The sequence below is a fragment of the Arthrobacter sp. Leaf234 genome, from assembly GCF_001422665.1.
Classification (GTDB): domain Bacteria; phylum Actinomycetota; class Actinomycetes; order Actinomycetales; family Micrococcaceae; genus Arthrobacter_D.
This window is the reverse complement of sequence record NZ_LMLU01000005.1, coordinates 463,998-483,825: the sequence shown is the minus strand read 5'-3', so window position 1 is coordinate 483,825 and position 19,828 is coordinate 463,998. Positions and strand designations below refer to the sequence as shown.

Below are 19,828 nucleotides of genomic sequence, written 5' to 3'. Positions count from 1 at the left end.
CGGAGATCCGGTGGAGGGAGTCGGCGACGCCTGATGGGAACCCTGGTCTCAGGAGGGTGCCCGGCGCCGCCGACCCGCTCGGGAGCGGCCTCCTCGCTGGGAAGGGAGGCCACCGTGTGCGCCGGCCCCTCCGGTCTCAGAAGAAGGGCGGCGAGGGGATACCCGCCGGCCGGCGTGCTGGCACAGGCGGGCGGGAGTCCCTGCATCGAGGCTACGGAGCGCGTGTGCGGCGTGGCACGAGTGCCGCCCACCCGCCTTCTGCGGGGTGCTACTCGGTTCGCCGGATCGGGCTACTTACGTCGATCATCCGCCGACTCCTCCGGTGATGCGACCCGCCGGCCGGGCTCGGAGCAGCATGGCCGTCACGGAGCGTCCCAGCTCCCGTACACCGCTTCGGTGTTGGCGGTGAGCCGGGAGCACAGGGCGTCCACGCCGGAGCCGACGACCTCCGCCATCGCCCGCACGGTGTTCGGCATGACGTAGCTCGCGTTCGGACGGCCGCGGTGGGGATGCGGCGTCAGGAACGGGGCATCGGTCTCCACCAGGACGAGCCCCGGGTCCGCGACGAGCAGGGCCTCCCGCAGGTTCGCGGCATTCCTGAAGGTGACGGTGCCTGCGAAGGACATGAACCAGCCCTGCTCGTTGCAGACACGGGCCAGGTCGGCATCGCCCGAGAAGCAGTGCAGCACCACGCGGTCGGGTGCCCCATCGGACAGCAGGGTGGCCACGACGTCGTCGTGCGCCTCCCGATCATGGATCTGGAGCGCCTTGTCGAGGCGCTTGGCGATGTCGATGTGGGCTCGGAAGGACCTCAGCTGGCCCCCGCGTCCCTCCTCCCCGGTCCGGAAGTAGTCCAGGCCGGTCTCACCGAGGGCCCGGATCCTGTCGCCCGCCGCGAGATGCTCGATCTCCGACAGGGCGTCGTCGAGCGTCCCTCCCTCGGCGAGGAGCGGGGCGTCGTTGGGGTGCAGCGCCACCGCGCCGAGCAGGCGGGGATCCTGCTCGACGACGGCGGCCGTGAACCGCGAGGACTCCAGATCGGTCCCCACCTGGACCGCGCCGCGGACCCCGGCCGCCTCGGCCGCGTCGAGGGCCTCGCCGATCGGGACCGTGACGGCCCCGTCCCGGACGTCGAAGTGCGTGTGGTTGTCGATCACCGGTACTGCGAGCGGCTCCGGCAGGGGCGGGAAGCCACCCTTCCGTCGCCGTCGCACCTCCCCCGCGGGCTCGCCGGAGCCGGACGCGTCGGCCTCTTCGGGCTCCCGATAGGCGGGCGGGGTCTCCCCGACGGTCAGGCCGCGGCCGGCCGCGTTCGCACTGTCACACATACCTTCAAGCCTAGCCAGCGCGCGGAACTTATCGCCCCGGGGACAAGTTGAGCTAGTAATCTGTTGAATCCAGCAGCCCGGTCTGTCCTGCCCCGCGCCGGATCGGTCGCGGCCGTCCCCTGTGTCGTCGATCCCGGCCGCCCCGGCCGACGGTCCCGGTGCAGGCTCTCGCGTGGAAGGTACCCATGGACGTCCAGCACAACATCGCCGAGGTCGCCGACGATCCGCGATCGGCGGCCCCGGACGTCCCGGGAGCAGGATTCCACGAGATCAGCACCCGCATCCTCGATGCGATCGACACCGTGATCGACGGGAAGCCCGAAGCGGCGAGGCTGGCCCTGACGGTTCTGCTGGCACAGGGCCATCTGCTCCTCGAGGACGTCCCGGGGGTGGGCAAGACCATGCTGGCGAAGACCCTGGCGCGGACGATCGACTGCACCGTGAACCGGATCCAGTTCACCCCCGACCTGCTGCCGTCCGACGTCACGGGCGTCTCGATCTTCAACCAGGACTCGCGGCGTTTCGAGTTCCGGCGCGGACCCGTGTTCGCGAACATCGTCATCGGCGACGAGATCAACAGGGCCTCCGCCAAGACACAGTCCTCGCTGCTCGAGTGCATGGAGGAGCACCAGGTGACCGTCGACGGCCATACGCACCCGCTCGGGGCGCCGTTCATGGTGGTCGCCACGCAGAACCCCATCGAGATGGAGGGCACCTATCCCCTGCCCGAGGCCCAGCGGGACCGTTTCATGGCGCGCATCTCGATGGGCTACCCCGATGCGCGGGCCGAGGCGGACATGCTGGAGACCCACCAGTCCGTCTCGCCCCTCGAGGCGATCAGGCCGGTGGCGAGCGTCGCGGACATCGCGGGCATGATGCGGCAGGTGCGCGGTGTCTACGTCTCGCCCGCGGTCAAGGACTACACCGTCTCGATCGGCCGCGCCACGCGCGAGCACCCCAGGCTGCGGCTCGGCGCGAGCCCCCGCTCCCTGCTCCAGCTCCTCCGCGCCGCGAAGGCGGGCGCAGCCCTCGAGGGGCGCGACTTCGTCCTGCCCGATGACATCGCCGCGATCGCCGACGCCGTCCTCGCCCACCGCCTCCTGCTCGACCGCAAGGCCACCAGTGCCGGAGACACCGCATCCACCATCGTCGCGGACGTCCTCGCGCGCGTCCCCGTGGCCCGCGAGGTGCAGCGGCGATGACGCGTGCGACCCCCGACTCGGTCCCCTCCTAGATCCGGCGGATCTCCGATGGCCCTCCTCGACAAGCTCCCCTCGCGCATCCTGACCGTGCGCGGCTGGGGTTTCGTCCTCACCGCGATCGTCTCTCTGCTGGCGGCGCAGATCCTGGGCCGGCGTGACCTCCTGTACGTGGGCGTGCTGCTGCTCGCCCTGCCCCTGGCCTCGCTGATCGTCCTCCGGATCGTCAAGCCGCGCTTCACCGCGGCGCGACGCTTCCAGCCGCAGTCCATGGAGATCGGGGCGACGACGACCGTCACCCTCTCGCTGACCGCTTCGGTGGCCGGCGGTGCGACGGTTGCGATGGAGGAGCGACTCCCGGCCCGCTTCGGGCAGGCCCCCCAATTCACCTATCCGTCACGCAACCCCACGCGCGACGGCGTGTCCCTCTACGAGTACCGGCTCAGATCGGCCTCCCGGGGCGTGTACGGGATCGGGCCCGTGACGGCCGAGTTCACGGACCCGTTCGGACTGTGCATCTCGCGCCATGTCCTCGGCGGCAGCGATCCGCTGGTCGTGACGCCAGCGCCGGTGGACCTGCTCGGCACCGCGCTGTCCGGCTCGCGGGGCAGTGACGGCATGGCGGCGACCAGGCGGCAGGCCAACCCCAGCGACGACGACGTCATGACGCGTGAATACCGGCACGGCGACTCGATGCGGAGGGTGCACTGGGCCGCCACCGCCCGCCACAGCGAACTGATGGTCCGGCAGGAGGAATCCGTGACCACGCCGCAGGCAACCCTGCTGATGGACCAGCGCCACCACGGTTTCGCCACGGGGTTCAGTGCCGCCTTCGGCAGCGGGGACGGCACGGGCCTGACGACGTCGCCGACGTTCGAGTGGGCGGTCACCGCTGTCATGTCCATCAGCGCGCACCTCCTCGAGCGTAACTACGCCCTGCGCTTCCTCGACCACCACGGGGCGCCTGCACTGCTGCACTCCGCCTCCGCGCCGTTCCCGTCCGACGAGGAGCACCACGGCCAGGGCGCGGTCGCCGGCATCGCCGAGGGCCTGGCCGCCCTGGAACTCGCGCCGGAAACCGGGAGGCGGTCCTCGGCAGAGGACGGCACCGGTAGCAGCGCGGTCCGGGCCGGCGAGGCCGCGCGGGCGGCGGCACGACGCATCCGGCGGTCGACGGCGGAAGCTGCCCAGACAGCCCACCACGCGGCGTACGGCGACGATCTCCTGGACAAGCTCGCCGCGACGCGGCACCGCGGCCCCCTCATCGCCGTCGTCGGGGTCCTGACGACCGAGGAAGCGAAGGCGCTCGCCTCTGCGGCGGACGGCAGTTCCCCGTCGTACGCCATCATCGCGACCGAGCGCCCCGCGGACTCCCGGAGACAGATCGACATCCTGCGCGATGCGGGCTGGCATGCGACCGCGGCGTCACCCATGGCATCCCTTCCCACGGTCTGGGCCGGTCTCGAGCAGCTCGCCGGTCCCGTTCCTTCCGGAGCAGGCGCCGCCCCGGGCGCCGGGCGCCCGTCCGAGCAGCACCGACCCGCACGCGACATCTCCAGGGGATCAGCATGACCTTGACTCTCACCCGCCCCGCGACGGCTCCGGGCACCGCGCCGGCCGTTCCCCGACGGTCGCCGTCGGCCGACCCGTGGCACTGGGCCGTGACGGGTGCCTGCCTCCTCGCGGTGCTCGCGGCGGCGACGAGCCTCAACGGTGTCGTCGAACCCTGGACGTGGCTCGCGCCCGTGGTCGGCACCCTCGTCCCCGTCCTGGTGGCGATGGCCGCCACGCGGGCGCTCCGCCTCGGCAGCATCATCACCGCTCTCGTGGGGGTTCTCGCCCTCATCGGGTCCCTGACCGCCCAGTTCTTCCCGCGCCAGAGCATCCTCGGGGTGGTACCCGGTCCGGGCACCTCGCTGGAACTGCAGCGCCTGCTCGCCCAGGCCGAGGAGACGGTGGTGTCCCAGGTCGCTCCCGTCCTGCCGAGTGCAGGGATCTTCCTCATCGTCTGCGCCGCGCTCGGGCTCATCGCGATCGTCGTCGACCTCTTCTCGACCACCCTGCGCATGCCCGCAGCCAGCGGCCTGGCCCTGATCACGGTCATGATCTCGCCGGCCGTCGTGAAGCCCACCGGTGTGGGCATGTTCGCCTTCATCACCACGGTCCTCGCGTTCCTGCTCCTCCTCGCCGTCGCGCAGTGGCGGGGGAATCGGCTCGCGTCGGGCGGGGCGCGAGCGTCTTCGGGCTTCGCCGGGCGCAGCGCGATGATCGGAGCCGCGGCCCTGGCCGTCGCCGTGGTCCTGCCGATGTTCGTGCCCGGCTTCACCTCGGGAGCCTTCCCGCAGGGCGCGCGCCTGAACCTGTGGGGCAATGCCACGGGGCTGAATCCCGCCGTCACCCTCGGCAACGACCTCCGGAACCCGACGGGCTTCGGGCGCATCGCCTACTCCACCAACGCGGACACCCCGGTCTACCTGCGGGCCGTGACGCTCGAGGACTTCAGCGGACGCCGCTGGGAGCCGGACGAGCGGAGGGGCGAACGCGAGGCGGGCGTCGAGGAGATCGGCACGGAGACGGGGGCGCCTGCTGCTGGCGCCGGTACCGAGCAGGTCTTCACGCGCATCACGACGCAGAGCTATGCGAGCCCCTGGCTGCTGTCTCCGTACGCACCCGTCGGTGTCTCGAACCTCGCGGGCAGCTGGGCCTGGGATCCGGCGAATCTGTCCATCCTCGCGACGGATGGCGGCTCGACGGCCCGGCAGGAGTACCTGGTGGAAACCCGCTCCGCGGCGCTCACGCGGGAGGGGCTGGGGGCGATCGGGCCGTCGGACAGCGAGTCCGTTCCCGCGATCTTCAGCGAGCTGCCCGACGACACCCCGGAGATCGTCCGCACCAGGACCGACGAGATCACCGGGGAGTACGTGAACCCCTACGACAAGGCGATGGCCATCCAGAACTACCTGCGGGGACCGGAGTTCACGTACTCGGTCGAGGCCCCCGTGGAGGGCGGGTACGACGGCAGCGGCATGGATGTCATGGCCCGCTTCCTCGACTCGAAGTCGGGATACTGCGTGCACTACGCGGGGACCATGGCCGTGATGGCCCGGGCGGCCGGCATCCCCAGCAGGGTGGCCGTCGGCTACACGCCGGGAAGCCCGACCGGCGACACCGAGGAGGGCCCCGACGGCACCGAGCTCAACGAGTTCGTCGTCGACTCCCGCAATGCCCACGCCTGGCCCGAGCTGTACTTCGAGGGGATCGGGTGGGTCCAGTTCGAACCGACGCCGTCCCGTGGCGTGGTGCCGACCTACGCGCAGCGGGCCTTCTCGCCGGTGGGACCCCGTGCGGACGACTCCGACGCCCTGAACCCGGGAAGCCTTCCCCGGGTCGGAGCGGAGGCCGAAGCGTCGGCGGAACCCTCGGATGCTGCGGCGGGCGGCCCGGGTGCCGGACCGCAGAACGAGGCCTCGCCCGGCGCCGGCGCGGCCGCTCTCGGCGGGATCGCCCTGCTCGCCCTCGTCCCCCTGCTGCTGCGCACGGCCAGGACCCGGTCACGCCGCCGGACCGTCGCCGTCGCGGACGTGTCGGCCGTCGACGGAGCCGCGACCGCGGCCTGGGCCGAGACGACGGAGATCGCCGGCGACTACGGACACCCGCTCGACGAGACCGACACCCCGCGCACCTTCGCAGCCCGCCTGACCCGCGAGGCGGATCTCGCGGGCGAGCCTGCGGAGTCGCTGGCCCGGCTCAGGAATGCCTACGAGCACGAGGAGTACGCCGAACGGATCCCGGCGGCGGACGGAGCGATCCCGCCGGGCCGGCGGTTCGGCGCGGGCGGCACCGGTGGCTCGGCCAGGCTCGCGCGTCCCTCCGCACCGCGGTGGGACGACGTCGATACCGTCACCCGTGCGCTGCGGCGTGGAAGCCCCTGGTCCACGAGGGTCAAGGCCCGGTTGTTCCCGCAGTCGCTGCTCAACGGCTTCCGGTCCGGTTCGCGCCGCGGGTAGCCGGGCCGGCCCGCCGGCAACGCATCGCCCGCAGAGACGGACGGGTGGAACCGGGCCCCATGGTGACGGAGGCCGGCACCCCCTCTCGGGGAGCCGGCCTCCTGACGCTCAAGGAGCGCGGAATCAGGACGCGTACGGGTCCGCGATACCCACGTACTGGGTGTACAGGTACTCCTCGATGCCCTCTGCGCCGCCCTCGCGGCCGAGCCCGGACTGCTTGACACCGCCGAAGGGAGCCGCGGCATTGGAGACGACCCCGGCGTTGAGGCCCATCATGCCGGTGTCCAGCCGCTCGCCGATGCGCAGTCCGCGGTTGAGGTCCTTCGTGAACACGTAGGCAACGAGGCCGTACTCGGTGTCGTTCGCCAGGTCCACGGCTTCGTCCTCGGTGCTGAAGGTGACGATCGGGGCCACCGGCCCGAAGATCTCGTCCTTCAGGATGCGCGAGGAGCGGGACACGTTGGTGAGGACGGTGGCCTCGTAGAAGTAGCCGTCACCCGTGATCGGGCTGCCACCGGTGACCGCCGTCGCCCCGTCGCCGACGGCGGAGGACACGAGCTCGTGCACCTTGTCGCGGCTCCTGCGGTCGATCAGGGGACCGAGGGTCGACCCGTCCTCGGTGCCACGGGCAGGGGTCACGGCCCCCATGCGCGCGGCCAGCGCCTCGGCGAAGCGGTCCGCGACGGACTCGTGGACGATGAAGCGGTTGGCCGCCGTGCACGCCTCCCCCATGTTGCGGAGCTTCGCGAGCATGGCGCCGTTCACCGCGGCATCGAGATCGGCGTCCTCGAACACCAGGAACGGGGCGTTGCCGCCGAGCTCCATGGAGGTCCGGAGCACGTTCTTCGACGCGGCAGCCAGCAGGCTGCGTCCCACGGGCGTGGACCCCGTGAAGGAGAGCTTGCGCAGGCGCGGGTCCTCGATGAGCGGCCCGGTGACGTCACCGGCCGTGGTGGTGTTCACGATGTTGAGCACCCCGTCCGGGAGCCCGGCTTCCTGCAGCACCGTCGCGAAGAGCGAGGACGTCAGCGGCGTGAGGTTGGCGGGCTTGAGCACCATGGTGCAGCCGGCGGCGATGGCCGGGGAGATCTTGCGCGTGGCCATGGCCAGCGGGAAGTTCCAGGGGGTGATCAGCAGGCATGGGCCCACCGGCTTCTTGCTGACCAGCAGTCGTGACCTGCCGTCCGGTGCCATCGAGTAGCGGCCGTTGGCGCGCACGGCCTCCTCGGAGAACCAGCGCAGGAACTCCGCGCCGTAGGTCACCTCACCGCGTGCCTCGGCCAGCGGCTTGCCCATCTCGAGTGTCATGAGGAGGGCGAACTCGTCCGCCCTCGCGGTCACGAGGTCGAAGGCCCGCCGCAGGATCTCCCCGCGCTCACGCGGTGCCGTGCGTGCCCACTCGGCCTGTGCTGCGACGGCGGCGTCGAGCGCGGCCATGCCGTCCTCCGGCGTCGCGTCGGCCAGTGTCAGGAGCGTCCTGCCGGTCGCGGGGTCCTCCACGTCGAAGGTGGCCCCGGACGAGGAGTCCCGCCACTGTCCGCCGATGAGGAGCCCCGTGGGCACCTTGTCGAGTACTGCCTTCTCCTGGTCGGCGGTGACGGCCATGCTGGTTCTCCTTCGCGACGGTGGGTGGGTATGCCACGAGGGGCATTCCCGCTCACGCTAGACCTGGCGTCGGAGGGGTGTCCAGTGGAGGCTGCACCCCGCTGGGGCACTTCCTTTGGACGAATGCACAGAGCTCAGCGTGCGGCGATCACGGCGGCGTACAGCTCCCGCTTGCTCACCTGTCCGTTCGCGGCCACGGCGGCCACCGCGTCCTTCAGCCGCATCCCGCCCTGGATCAGCGCATTCACACTGCCCACATGGTCCTCGGGCCTGGTGGGCGCCGTCTCGGGAGCGCCGGACACGACGACGGCGACCTCGCCGCGTACCTCACCGGCTTGGGCCCACTGCAGCAGTTCCAGGAGCGGACCACGCACCACCTGCTCGTGCACCTTGGTGAGCTCTCTCGCGACGGCGGCCCGACGGTCCGATCCGAAAGCCTGCTGCAGGGACCGCAGCATGGGTTCGAGCCGGTGCGGTGCCTCGAAGAAGACCATGGTGCGGCGCTCACTGGCGAGATCGGCGAGCCGGCCCGCCCGCACGCCCGGCTTCCGCGGGAGGAAGCCCTCGAAGCAGAACCGGTCCGTCGGCAGACCGGACAGCGCGAGCGCCGCCAGCACCGCGCTGGCTCCGGGCACGGAGGTCAGGTCCAGCCCTTCCGCGACGGCGGCCTCGACGAGCCGGTAGCCCGGATCGGAGACGGAGGGCATGCCCGCGTCCGTCACCATGAGGAGGGTGGCGCCGTCACGCACGAGGTCCAGCAACTCCGGGGTGCGCTCGGCCTCGTTGTGCTCGTGGTAGCTGATGACCCGCCCGGTCACGGTCACGCCGAGCGCCTGGACGAGCCGGTGGAGACGGCGCGTGTCCTCGGCTGCGACGACGTCGGCAGTGTGGAGCAGGCCGATCAGGCGCTCCGTGGCATCGCCCATGTTGCCGATGGGGGTCGCGGCGAGCACGATCCGACCGCGGCCGCTTCCGTCCCCCGCCGTACCGCGGTACGCGGTGATGGGCGCGCGGGCCACGGTGGTCCCGTCGTCGGGCCGCGCGTCGTCGTCCTGGTCGTCGTCCTGTCCCTGGTCGTCCTGTCCCTGAGGCTCCTCCTGCGCGTCCTCCTGCGCGTCCTCCTGCGCGTCCTCCTGCGCGTCGGCGCCAGCTCCGGCGGACTCCTGCCCGGTCTCGTCCCGGGCGGTGTCGACGGCGATCCCCTCGGTGGCGTCGTCGGACGGGTCGGACACGGAGTCGTCGTATGGCTGGTTCACGGCCCCAGCCTAGCCGCACCGCAGAGGCCCTGACGGTGCCGCCGCGGGACGCACCACGACGGGAGATGCCGCGGTGTCCTCCGCACCTCCCGGCCTGCCGGGAGCGTGCAGGCACCGCCGGTAGCATGACAGGGTGAGCCCTACCGCCGTCCGTCCCCGAGAGGACTCTCCGCACCGCGGCGTCTCGTGGGTCAGGCCCCCGGCTCTTGCTTTCGGGTACGGCGCGCTGAGCAGCCGGCTCCTCGGCCTCGCGGCGCCCGGCGGGGCGCACCGATGGATCCTGCCCCTGATCATGGCGCTGCTCGGCGGCGTCCTCCGGTTCGTGCGCCTGGGCGAGCCCGGCACCCTGGTCTTCGACGAGACGTACTACGTCAAGGACGCCTACTCGATGCTGCAGTCCGGCTACGAGCGCGCGTGGCCCGAGGACGCCAACGACTCCTTCAACGCGGGGAATCCCGACGTCCTGCTCGACTCCCCCAACTACGTGGTCCATCCGCCGGTGGGGAAGTGGATGATCGCGTTCGGGATGCTCCTGTTCGGCTCCGACAACGCCTTCGGGTGGCGCTTCTCGGCCGCCCTCGTGGGGACCCTCTCGGTCCTGGTGCTCGCCCTGGTCGCGCAGCGCATGTTCGGCTCGGCCCTGCTCGGCAGCGCAGCGGGGCTGCTGCTCGCCGTGGATGGTCACCACCTCGTCGAGTCCCGGACCTCGCTGCTGGACATCTTCCTGAGCTTCTGGCTCCTGCTCGCCTTCGCCGCGCTCCTGCTGGACCGCGACGACGGACGACGGCGCCTCGCGCGCCGCCTCGCCTCGCTGGCAGGACAGCGCGACGACGGCGTCCCCGCCCCGCGGCACCTCGCCTACGGACCGTTCCTCGGGCTGCGTCCCTGGCGGGTTGCCGCCGGTATCTGCCTGGGCCTGGCGCTCGGCACCAAGTGGTCGGCGATCCCGTTCATCGCGGCCTTCGGCCTCCTGACCGTCGCCTGGGACATGAGCGCCCGGCGTATCGCCGGAGTGCATCACTGGGTGCTCGGCGGAGCGCTGAAGGACGGGTTGCTCGCCTTCGTGTCGCTCGTGCCGGTCGCGCTGCTGACCTACCTCGCCACCTGGACCGGATGGTTCCGCTCCACAGACGCCTACGACCGCACCTGGGCCGCGACGAACCCCGCCGATGGCTGGGGCTGGGTGCCGGACGGACTGCGATCCCTCGCCGAGTACCACCGCAGCGCCTACACGTTCCATCAGGGCCTCGGTTCCGACCACCCCTACGAGGCGAGCGCCTGGTCGTGGCTCGTGGTCGGGCGCCCCACGTCGTTCTTCTACGAGACGCCCGGCGGATGCGGCACCGACTCCTGCTCGCAGGCCGTCACCGTGCTCGGCAACCCGTTGATCTGGTGGAGCGCCGCGCTCTCCCTCGTGGTCCTGCTCTTCTTCTGGATCGGCCGCCGCGACTGGCGGGCCGCAGCCATCCTGACGGGCGTCGCTGCAGGGTACCTGCCGTGGTTCCTGTATCCGGAGCGCACCACCTTCTACTTCTACGCGGTCGCCTTCGAGCCGTTCCTCGTGCTGGCGCTCGTGTACTGCCTCGGCCTGGTCCTGGGGGGACCGGGAGCGGACGCGGCCCGACGCCGCCGGGGTATCGTGCTGGTGGGGGTCTTCCTGGTCGCGGCCGTCGCGCTGTCGGCCTACTTCCTGCCCATCTGGACAGCCGAGATCATCCCCTACGACCAGTGGCGATCACGCATGTGGCTGCCCAGCTGGATCTAGGACCGACCCCTCCCCTTGCCTGCGGAACGAAAGCGAGCCCTGGTGCGCGAAGCCATCACCGACCTCCTGGTCGACCTCCCCCCGACCGGCAACGTGACGGACCTGCTCCTGCGGACGCACGACGACGATCCGCAGCGCCCGCTCTACGCACGGCGGACCGGTGGTACGTGGACGGACGTCTCCGCCGCGTCCTTCCTCCAGCAGGTCGCCGCGGTGGCGAAGGGCCTGATCGCGCACGGCGTCCAGCCGGGTGACGCCGTCGCCGTCATGTCGAGGACGCGGTACGAGTGGACGCTCGCCGATGTCGCCATCTGGTTCGCGGGAGCCGTCACGGTCCCCGTGTACGAGACGTCGTCAGCGCATCAGGTGGCCTGGATCCTCGAGGACGCCCGGCCCGCCGTCGTGCTCGTGGAGGACCGGGCGAAGGCGGACGTCGTCCTCGACGCCGCGGCGCGCAGCGGCCGCACGGAGACGACGGCCGTCGTCCGGCTGACCCTGGGCGCCGTCGATCCGGGCGAAGCCGACGGCGACGCGCAGGTCGATCCTGCCACCCCGACGCTCGGTACCCTGATGGCGGACGGTGCGTCGGTTGCCGACGGACGGCTCGAGGACGCCCGCTCCTCGCGGGGTCTGGCCGATGCCGCGTCGATCGTCTACACCTCCGGGACCACCGGACGGCCCAAGGGCTGCGTCATCACGCACGGCAACTTCGCCCTCTTCGCCGTCAACACCCTCGAGTTCCTGCCGGAGTTCCTCAAGCAGGAGAACGCCCGGACGCTCATGTTCCTGCCGCTCGCGCACGTGCTGGCCCGTGCCGTCCAGGTGGTCTGCTTCACCGGCGGTATCACGCTGGCCCATTCCGGGTCGGCCGCCCAGCTGCTCGAGGACCTGACGACGTTCAGGCCGACGTTCCTCCTCGCCGTCCCCCGCATCTTCGAGAAGATCCATGCGACCGCTGCGCAGCGGGCCGAGGAGTCCGGCAAGGGCCGGCTCTTTGCTGCGGCCGAGCGCACCGCCGTCGCCTACTCACGCGCCCTCGATGCGCGCGGTCGGGGCGGTCGCGGTCCATCCCCCCTCCTGCGCTGCTCCCACGCGCTGTTCGACCGCATCCTCTACCCGCGGCTTCGCGCCGTGTTCGGTGGCGAGGTCACCTACACCGTGTCAGGGGCGAGCCCGCTCAGCGAGCACCTGGCACACTTCTTCCGCGGCGCGGGCATCATGATCCAGGAGGGCTACGGACTGACGGAGAGCACGGCGCCGTGCACCGTGAACACGGTGGCGCTCACGCGCGTCGGGTCCGTCGGCATCCCGATGCCCGGCACGAGCGTCCGGCTCGACGACGACGGCGAGGTGCAGGTGCGGGGCGCGGGGATCTTCGCCGGCTACTTCCGGAACGACGAGGCGACGGCGGAGGCCTTCACCGAGGACGGCTACTTCCGGACCGGTGATCTCGGATCGCTCGACGAGGACGGCTTCCTCACCATCACGGGCCGTAAGAAGGACCTCCTGGTGACCGCCGGCGGCAAGAACGTGGCACCCGGTCCGCTGGAGGAGAGGCTCCGGGAGCACCAGCTGGTCGCACAGGCCGTGGTGGTGGGCGAGGGCAGACCCTTCATCGGAGCGCTCGTCAGCCTCGATCGGGAAGCACTGGACAGCTGGGCCGCGGGCCGCGGCAGGAAGGGACTGACCGTCGAGGAAGCCGCACGGGACGCCGAGGTGCGCTCGGAACTGCAGACCGCCGTCGACGCCGCGAATGCGACGGTGTCACGTGCCGAGCAGATCCGGCGGTTCACGGTCCTGGCGGCGGAGTTCACCGTCGAGTCGGGCCACCTGACACCGACGCTGAAACTGAAGCGGGCCGCCGTCGTCGCCGACCACGCAGCAGCACTCGACGAGCTCTACGCGAAGCGCTGACCCCCCCTTTGGGGCCCGCGGCCCCGAAGGAGGGGTGCGCCCTGTCCACGGCGGAGTCCGGCCGGGTCCGGCACGCGGCGTGCCACGTCCGGCGAGGACGACGGGTCAGGACTTCTCCAGCGCCTCGCGGTACCTGGCCTGGGCGGCGTCCTGGGCGAGCATCGAGCGATCACGGCGCGCCTTCGTCGGCCACGTCGCCACGAGCGTGAGGATCGTCGCCGCGAGGACGAGGACCGCGATGGTCACGGCCGAATCGGTCCAGAACTGTTCGGGGAACAGGCGGATGAGCGTGTCGTCGACCCGGAACGTCCACGTCCCGTCAGCGAAGAACAGGGCGTGCACCTGGGTGAAGAACGTCTGCCATCCGATGACCGCCAGCACCGTGAGCGCGACGATCCCGACCAGCGTGAGGACCGCCCCCGAGAACAGCGCTCGCCTGATGCCGCCCTTGTACCGCCGGGCGAGATACACGCACGCGATCACGGCCAGGACGAACATCACCAGCGCGATGAAGAAGGACAGCCCGAGGACCCCCTTCACATCGGCCATGTGCCCGACCTCCGACTCGAGGAACAGCGGTTCCCCCTCGGGCGTCACGAGCCCGCCGAGGTAGCGGGGCGGCGCGAAGTTCAGGACGTAGTCCAGCGCGTAGGAGCCGTACGTCATCCGATCGTCGAGCGAGAACCCGAACTGGTCGGCGGGGAACCCCGGCCGGTTGTACTCGAGCCACAGGAAGGACGACGTCGCGACGGCGCGGACGGCGGCAGCGACGACGATGACGGGGAAGAACAGGGCGACGACGACCTGCAGGAAGCGCGGGAGGGCCGGCTTCGCCAAGACGGCCTGGTCCCGGACCGCGGCCCGGCGGGCGACGTCCTCGTCCGGTGGCCGGACCGACAGCGCACCGGTGTCGGTCGTGGGCTCGACCCTGGATCGGGGCCGCTCCCGACCGTCCGGCGAGTTGTTCGGGGAGTCGTCCGGCGAATCGTCCGGTGCAGTCTGTGCCGCAGCCGTCGATGCACGGCCCGTGTCGGACGAGCCGCTCACGGCCCGCCCTGCAGCAGACGACCCGGCGACCGGGGACCCGGTCGCAGGCGACCCGGTTGCGGGCGACCCCGCGGCCGTCGATGCACCGGCGATGGACCCTGCCGCCGCCCCTGCAGCGGTCGGAGCGACGCCGGTCAAGCCGGCCGTGTGGCGGTCGTCAGCCGGCGGCCCCTCCCGTGGGGCGTCGCCCGACGACGTTCCCTCGCCGGCAGGATCGACGGTCGGAGTGACGGCTGTCGACGGAGACGCGTCCATGGCCGACGCATCAGCCGGAACGGGGATACCGGACGCCCGCTCCCGTTCCGCCTCCCCGTCGTGGCTGCCCGGGACGTCGGGCATGGTCGACGCCCTCCGCATGGGCAGGGTGTGACGCTGGGCGATCCCGCCGTAGTCGGACACCGATGCATCGGTGGCGCCGGACCGCGGGCCGGTGGACGAGGCATCGTCGGCACCGGGACCGGCGCTGCGGTCATCGCCGGCCGCGGACGAGGCCTCGTCGGTGCCGAGACCCGCCCCGGCGTCGTCGTGGTCCGGTCGCCGCTCGCCGGCCGCTGCTCGGGTACTCTCGGTCTCTGCCACTGCGCTGTCTCCTCGTTCGATGCCCGCCGGCACTCGGTCGGCGTCATCCGACCATACCGGGCATGCCCGCGCGCGGCCCGGAGACTCCCCGGCACTCCACTGCGGTGGGATCAGGCGGTGATGACGGCGTCTCCCCGGTCGACGACGCCGAGGTCTCCGCGGTGCCCGGCCGCGACGGCCCGTCGTCCCAGGATCAGCGTGTACGCCCAGTAGGCGGCGAAGACGAGGAACCCGATGCCGAGGCGGAGCCAGGCAGGCAGGGGGCTCGGTGTCACGAAACCTTCGACGAGGCCCGAGACGAGGAGCACGAGCACCAGCCCGAGCGCCACCGTGATCAGGGCGCGCCCCTCCTCGGCCAGGGCGGCGGAGCGGGGCCGACGGCCGGGTGCCACCCACGCCCAGAAGATCCGGAGGCCCGCGGCGGCGGCGATGAAGACGGCCGTGAGCTCCATGAAGCCGTGCGGCAGGATGTAGACGAAGAAGACGTCGAGCCGATCGTAGGAGGCCATCATGCCCGCGGCCAGACCGATGCCCTGGGCGTTCTGGTACAGGATGAAGGCAGGCCAGATCCCCGTGACGCCGAAGGCCACGGCCTGCAGGGCGATCCAGGCGTTGTTGGTCCAGACCAGCCCGGCGAACGAGGCCGCCGGGTTCTCGGAGTAGTAGTTGACGAAGTCCTCCTCGACGAACTGTCGGAGGTCCTCGTCCGTCCCGAGCGCGGGGATGACGCCCGGCGTGTTCACCACCCAGGCGGCGTAGAGCCACGTGACGGCGATGAAGATCACGCCCACCGCGGCGGTGAGCCAGCGGATGCGGTAGAAGGCAGCAGGCAGGGAGATGACGAAGAACTGCGCCACGTCCTCCATGACGTTCGAGCGGGCACCCGTGAAGCGGGTCCTGGCCCGCGAGAGCCGGGTCGAGAGCGCACCGGACAGCGCACTCTCCGGATCGACGGACCGGATGATCGACAGGTGCGTCGACACGCGCTGGTAGAGCACCAGCAACTCGTCCGACTCGGCCCCGTCGAGCCGCCGGCGACGCACGAGGTCGTCCAGGCGTTGCCAGTCGCTGCGGTGCACGGCGATGAATGCGTCAACGTCCATGCGCCCACCCTATAGCCCGCGGACGCGCGGGCCAGGGGGTCGCCGGCGAGGGCACGGTGGCGCCGTCGGCGGCGCCGCTAGGCTGGGTGGACACGCCGCGTCCGCGGCCGGTGATCAGGGGGTAGTCATGAGTTCGGTCGTCACCGGGGAGGCCGTCGTCCTCGAACTGAAGCCGGCAGGATTCGCGGCGCGGGGACTGAGCGTGCTCATCGACATCATCGCCCAGTTCGTCGTCGCGATCCTCCTGGTCCTCCTGGTGGGCAACGTCTTCGGGGGTGTGCTCGACGAGGCGCTGACCACGGCCCTGCTGCTCGTCCTCGTGGTCATGCTCCTCGTCGTCGTGCCGGTGACCGTGGAGACCCTGACGCGCGGCAAATCGCTGGGTCGGCTGGTGATGGGGCTGCGGATCGTGCGCGACGACGGCGGGGCCATCCGGTTCCGGCACGCGTTCATCCGGGGCATGCTGGCGATCCTCGAGATCTACATGCTGGGTGGCTCGCTCGCGTTCCTCGTCTCGCTGTTCAACGAGCGCTCGAAGCGGCTCGGTGACCTCCTGGCCGGGACCTACGCCATGCGGGAGCGGGTTGTCGCGAGGCCACGTGCCCTGGCGGTCATGCCGCCGCGGTTGCAGGAGTGGTCGGCGACCGCGGACATCGGGCGGCTGCCCGATGCCCTCGCCCGCCGGATGTCGCAGTTCCTCTCCCAGGCGCCCAAACTGACCCCGCAGGCGCGGCACACCCTCGCACTCGACCTGGCAGCCGAGGCGAGCCACCACGTCTCCCCGGCACCGCCGTCGGACACGCACCCGGAGGAGTTCGTGCACGCCGTGATCGCGGCGCGTCGGGACCGGGACTACGCCTCGATGCTGCGCCAGCGCGAGCGGGCGGAGGCGACAGCGAGAAGGCTCCACACGCTGCCGTTCGGCGAGCGCGCGGAGCCTTCCGGCAGGACCGTGGACGGGTCCTAGGGCTGGTTGACCCACTCGTTCCACGGGACGTTCCAGTCGCCGAACCCGTCCCACACGTACATGGGTCCGTAGTCGGTGTTCAGGATCTGCACCACGTCGCCCGGGCCGAAGGTGTTGTAGAAGTACTCGGCGCCCTCGGGCGACATGCCGATGCAGCCGTGTGAGACGTTGATGCTGCCGAGCGCCACCTGCGCGGCGGGGAGCGCTTCGTGCACGAAGGCACCGCCCAGGCTGAGCCTGCTGGCGTGGTTCACCACCGTCGGCGGGTAGTAGGCGGGATCGCCCGGCTTCAACCCGATCGACTCGGCCGTGAACCTCGTCGACTCGTAGTGTTCCATGACCACCATGTAGCCCTCGGTGGACGGCCAGTCCTCGGTGCCGAGCGTCACGGGGAAGGTGCGGTCCAGCGTCCCGTCGAGGTAGACGTTCATGGTCTTCGTGGCGTTGTCGACGACGGCGAGCCGCGTGTTGTGGGTCTTCACCGTCATGGCGGTGTCACCGTTGCCGATCATGCCGTTGCCGAGGTCGACACCGAAGAGGTTCGCGGTGACCGTGATGGTGCTGTTCGGGGCCCAGAAGGTCTCCGGCCGGTAGCGGACCTTGGTGTCGGAGATCCAGTAGAAGGCGCCCGGCTGGCCACTCGTACTCGTCACGGTGATGGCCTTCTCCACCTCGGCCCGGTTCACGACGGGCTCACTGAACGTGAATTCGAGCGGCTGGCCGGTGCCGACGGTGCTGCCGTCACGCGGGAACATCGCGGCATCCGCTTCATTGGCGGGTTCGACGGTCACGAAGGACGAGGTCTGCCGTTGGGACCGGCCGGCGGAGTCGCGGACCGTGTAGGAGAACACGTACTCGGTGTTGAAGGCGAGGCGCTCGGTCGCCGTCCAGGAGCCGCCCTCCGCGGAGATCTCGCCGGCGACAGCGGTTCCGCCCAGTCGCGGGACGAGCTCGACCGCCTCCAGGGTGCCACCCGTGACGGTGATCGCGGCGACGGTGGCCGGATTCACGGAGTAGGCCTGATCGGTCGGGGTGAGACCGACGATGAGCTGCGCGGCGTCCGGTGCCGGGGCTGCTGTGGTCACCGAAGGGTCGGCGGGCTTCGGCGAGGTGCCGGCCGTGGGATCGGCACCGGCTCCGGCCGAGGTGGGCGATGTCGACGAAGGTGCTGACGAGGGGCCGGACGAGGACGACGGCGTCCCGTCGTCCCAGGGCGACGCCGTGGCGATGCCCACGCCACCGCCGATCACCACGACCGCGGCAGCGCCGATCGCCGCGACCTTCCAGCCCTTACGGCGTGCCGCATCCCTGCCGGACTCCTGTTTCATGCGCATGCGTGTGCCCCTCACCGTAGCTGCCCCCAGCGATTTTACGCGACGGCCGCTGCCGGGTTCCGCAGGTACCGGCCCGTTTCCGACAACGATTCGGCCGCTGCCAGAGCCCTCGGACTCCGGCGGCTGCCGACCCGTCGATACGCCGGACGGATCCGGCGATCAGTAGCGGTACTGCTCCGGCTTGTACGGCCCGGCGGCATCGATGTCGAGGTACTCGGCCTGGCCCTTGGTGAGTTCCGTCAGCTCGACCCCGAGTGCGTCGAGGTGGAGCCTGGCGACCTTCTCGTCGAGGATCTTCGGCAGGACGTACACCTCGTTCTCGTACTCGCGCTTGCCCTCGGCGTCATCCTGCTCGAACTTCGTGTACAGCTCGATCTGCGCGATGGTCTGGTTGGCGAAGGAGTTGCTCATGACGAACGAGGGGTGGCCGGTCGCGTTGCCGAGGTTCAGCAGCCGACCCTCCGAGAGCATGATGATCGAGTGCTGCTCGACACCCTCGGCCTCGTTCGCCGGGATGACCCACTCGTGCACCTGGGGCTTGATCTCGATCTTCTCGACCCCGGAGATGCGGGCGAGCCCGGCGATGTCGATCTCGTTGTCGAAGTGGCCGATGTTCCCGACGATCGCCTGGTGCTTCATGCCCGCCATGTGGCGCGCCATGATGACGTCCTTGTTGCCCGTGGTGGTGATGAAGATGTCGCCCTGGTCGAGGACCTTCTCGAGCGTGGTCACCTGGTAGCCGTCCATCGCCGCCTGCAGTGCGCAGATCGGGTCGATCTCCGTGACGATGACGCGGGCGCCCTGGCCACGCAGCGCCTCGGCTGCGCCCTTGCCCACGTCACCGTAGCCGCAGACGACGGCGACCTTGCCACCGATGAGCACGTCCGTCGCCCGGTTCAGCCCGTCGGGGAGCGAGTGGCGGATGCCGTACTTGTTGTCGAACTTCGACTTCGTCACGGAGTCGTTGACGTTGATGGCCGGGAACAGGAGCTTGCCCTGGGCCGCGAGCTGGTACAGGCGGTGCACGCCCGTCGTCGTCTCCTCGGTCACGCCCTTGATGCCGGCGGCGATCGTCGTCCACTTGTGCGGCTCCGACTCGAAGGTCGAGCGGACGGTGTCGAGGAAGACGGTGTACTCGTGGGAGTAGTCGGCGTCGCCCTCCTGCGGGTTGGCCGGAACCGCCCCGAGTGCCTCGAACTCCGCGCCCTTGTGCACCAGCATGGTCGCGTCCCCGCCGTCGTCGAGGATCATGTTGGGGCCGAGTCCCTGCGCCTGGCCGGGCCAGGTGAGGATCTGCGTGGCGGTCCACCAGTAGTCCTCGAGGGTCTCGTTCTTCCAGGCGAACACGGGGACGCCGGCGGGCTCGTCCGCGGTGCCCGTTCCGACGACGACGGCTGCGGCGGCCTCGTCCTGCGTCGAGAAGATGTTGCACGAGGCCCAGCGGACCTCGGCACCGAGGGAGGTCAGCGTCTCGATGAGGACGGCGGTCTGCACGGTCATGTGCAGCGAACCAGCGATCCGCGCGCCGGCGAGGGGCTGCGCGTCGGCGAACTCCTCGCGGAGGGCCATCAGGCCCGGCATCTCGTGTTCCGCCAGGCGGATCTGGTGGCGCCCCGCCTCGGCGAGCGAGAGGTTGGCAACTTTGAAGTCGAACGTCATGGTCTGCGGTTCCTAGCTGTGGTTCGGAGTGTGCGGGGCCGTGCTGCTCACGGGGATGCTTCCGT

At 70.9% G+C, this 19,828-nt stretch carries 13 protein-coding genes; 6 read left to right on the top strand and 7 right to left on the bottom strand.

Features of this window, described 5'->3' with window-relative positions:
* Window positions 1–362 precede the first annotated feature (362 nt).
* Window positions 363–1,328, bottom strand: coding sequence for a TatD family hydrolase (locus ASF21_RS10040; protein ID WP_082471429.1), 966 nt, complete (start codon window positions 1,326–1,328; stop codon window positions 363–365).
* Window positions 1,329–1,513: 185 nt separating this feature from the next.
* Here ASF21_RS10040 and ASF21_RS10035 point away from each other — a divergent pair, with 185 nt between their 5' ends.
* From ASF21_RS10035 to ASF21_RS10025, 3 genes are read left to right on the top strand one after another with little or no spacing between them, the layout of a single operon-like run.
* Window positions 1,514–2,530 (top strand): AAA family ATPase, encoded by a 1,017-nt coding sequence (locus tag ASF21_RS10035; protein ID WP_055770257.1) that lies wholly within the window; start codon window positions 1,514–1,516, stop codon window positions 2,528–2,530.
* 48 nt (window positions 2,531–2,578) lie between these two features.
* Window positions 2,579–4,099, top strand: a complete 1,521-nt coding sequence (locus ASF21_RS10030) for a DUF58 domain-containing protein (protein WP_055770253.1) — start codon at window positions 2,579–2,581, stop codon at window positions 4,097–4,099.
* Window positions 4,096–6,534 carry a DUF3488 and DUF4129 domain-containing transglutaminase family protein gene (locus ASF21_RS10025; protein WP_055770248.1) on the top strand — a complete coding sequence of 813 codons (2,439 nt, stop codon included), beginning with the start codon at window positions 4,096–4,098 and terminating at the stop codon, window positions 6,532–6,534. The genes ASF21_RS10030 and ASF21_RS10025 overlap by 4 nt, the downstream gene beginning before the upstream one ends.
* A 123-nt stretch (window positions 6,535–6,657) precedes the next feature.
* Here the strand turns inward: ASF21_RS10025 and ASF21_RS10020 are convergent, their stop codons facing one another.
* Both ASF21_RS10020 and rsmI read right to left on the bottom strand, forming a co-directional pair.
* Entirely contained in the window at window positions 6,658–8,139 is a 1,482-nt protein-coding gene (locus tag ASF21_RS10020) for an NAD-dependent succinate-semialdehyde dehydrogenase (protein WP_055770247.1), read from the bottom strand.
* Window positions 8,140–8,273: 134 nt separating this feature from the next.
* Window positions 8,274–9,143, bottom strand: coding sequence for a 16S rRNA (cytidine(1402)-2'-O)-methyltransferase (gene rsmI / locus ASF21_RS10015; RefSeq protein WP_055770822.1), 870 nt, complete (start codon window positions 9,141–9,143; stop codon window positions 8,274–8,276).
* Between the two features lie 544 nt (window positions 9,144–9,687).
* On the opposite strand from rsmI, the gene ASF21_RS10010 reads away from it, so the two are divergent.
* Together ASF21_RS10010 and ASF21_RS10005 are read left to right on the top strand one after the other, a co-directional pair.
* On the top strand, window positions 9,688–11,160 hold the full coding sequence (locus tag ASF21_RS10010) for a dolichyl-phosphate-mannose--protein mannosyltransferase (protein WP_055770244.1): 1,473 nt from the start codon (window positions 9,688–9,690) through the stop codon (window positions 11,158–11,160).
* A 42-nt stretch (window positions 11,161–11,202) separates the two neighbouring features.
* Window positions 11,203–13,074 (top strand): AMP-dependent synthetase/ligase, encoded by a 1,872-nt coding sequence (locus ASF21_RS10005; RefSeq protein WP_055770241.1) that lies wholly within the window; start codon window positions 11,203–11,205, stop codon window positions 13,072–13,074.
* A 105-nt stretch (window positions 13,075–13,179) separates the two neighbouring features.
* Here the strand turns inward: ASF21_RS10005 and ASF21_RS10000 are convergent, their stop codons facing one another.
* Window positions 13,180–14,700: a TIGR01906 family membrane protein gene (locus ASF21_RS10000; protein WP_082471427.1), complete on the bottom strand. Its 1,521-nt coding sequence runs from the start codon at window positions 14,698–14,700 to the stop codon at window positions 13,180–13,182.
* A 110-nt stretch (window positions 14,701–14,810) separates the two neighbouring features.
* Window positions 14,811–15,803 carry a stage II sporulation protein M gene (locus ASF21_RS09995; RefSeq protein WP_055770238.1) on the bottom strand — a complete coding sequence of 331 codons (993 nt, stop codon included), beginning with the start codon at window positions 15,801–15,803 and terminating at the stop codon, window positions 14,811–14,813.
* 127 nt (window positions 15,804–15,930) lie between these two features.
* Here ASF21_RS09995 and ASF21_RS09990 point away from each other — a divergent pair, with 127 nt between their 5' ends.
* A complete protein-coding gene (locus ASF21_RS09990) occupies window positions 15,931–16,770 on the top strand; it encodes an RDD family protein (RefSeq protein WP_055770235.1) in 840 nt (279 codons plus the stop codon).
* Here ASF21_RS09990 and ASF21_RS09985 read toward each other — a convergent pair.
* The gene (locus ASF21_RS09985) at window positions 16,767–18,104 is read right to left on the bottom strand and encodes a L,D-transpeptidase (protein WP_055770232.1); all 1,338 of its coding nucleotides are present in this window, start codon (window positions 18,102–18,104) and stop codon (window positions 16,767–16,769) included. The two genes, ASF21_RS09990 and ASF21_RS09985, sit on opposite strands and share 4 nt — an antisense overlap.
* 159 nt (window positions 18,105–18,263) lie before the next feature.
* The gene (ahcY, locus tag ASF21_RS09980; protein WP_055770231.1) at window positions 18,264–19,763 is read right to left on the bottom strand and encodes an adenosylhomocysteinase; all 1,500 of its coding nucleotides are present in this window, start codon (window positions 19,761–19,763) and stop codon (window positions 18,264–18,266) included.
* Between the last annotated feature and the right edge of the window lie 65 nt (window positions 19,764–19,828).